Here is a 461-nt window from a genome sequence, read left to right as displayed (position 1 = left end):
GTCTTGCAGGCGTTGAGGATTGATGGCGAGCAGGGCTGTCATGATAACCAGCCACGACAGGCTCAGAATGCCCCAATTTTTATCGTGGATACGCGTGCGGCTGCGCGTCCATGCTGCCAGCGGCCAGGCAGGCAGGGCAAACCACAGCAGGTTTTTCAGATAATAGGGCAGGTTGAAGGCCGTCTGAATCTGATGGCAGCCGCCGAATACGCCTAAGGAATAATGGTTGAACCAAATATCAAACCATTCGGGATTGGTTTTTGATAAAACCAGCGGATACAGAATCAGTAGGGGCAGGGAAACGAAGATGGCGCCAATCAGGGTCAGCAGATAGCGTTTGCTTTGCAAAGTAGAATGGAACGATAGGGCAAGTGCAAAAAACATTATGGCCGCGGTCAGCGGATAGCATGAGGAAAGGGAGAGTAAAAACCAACCGCCGAACAAAAACAAAATGGCTATAA

General features: G+C 50.3%; 1 pseudogene. It reads right to left on the bottom strand.

Annotated elements, in window-relative coordinates:
• Positions 1-384, bottom strand: a pseudogene (locus ACTHUM_RS19505) (glycosyltransferase family 39 protein); the annotation flags it as partial.
• Positions 385-461 lie beyond the last annotated feature (77 nt).

Source organism: Neisseria sp. P0021.S006 (genome assembly GCF_051956895.1).
The sequence above is the reverse complement of the archived record's forward strand: the minus strand, read 5'-3'. Positions and strand labels throughout refer to the sequence as shown.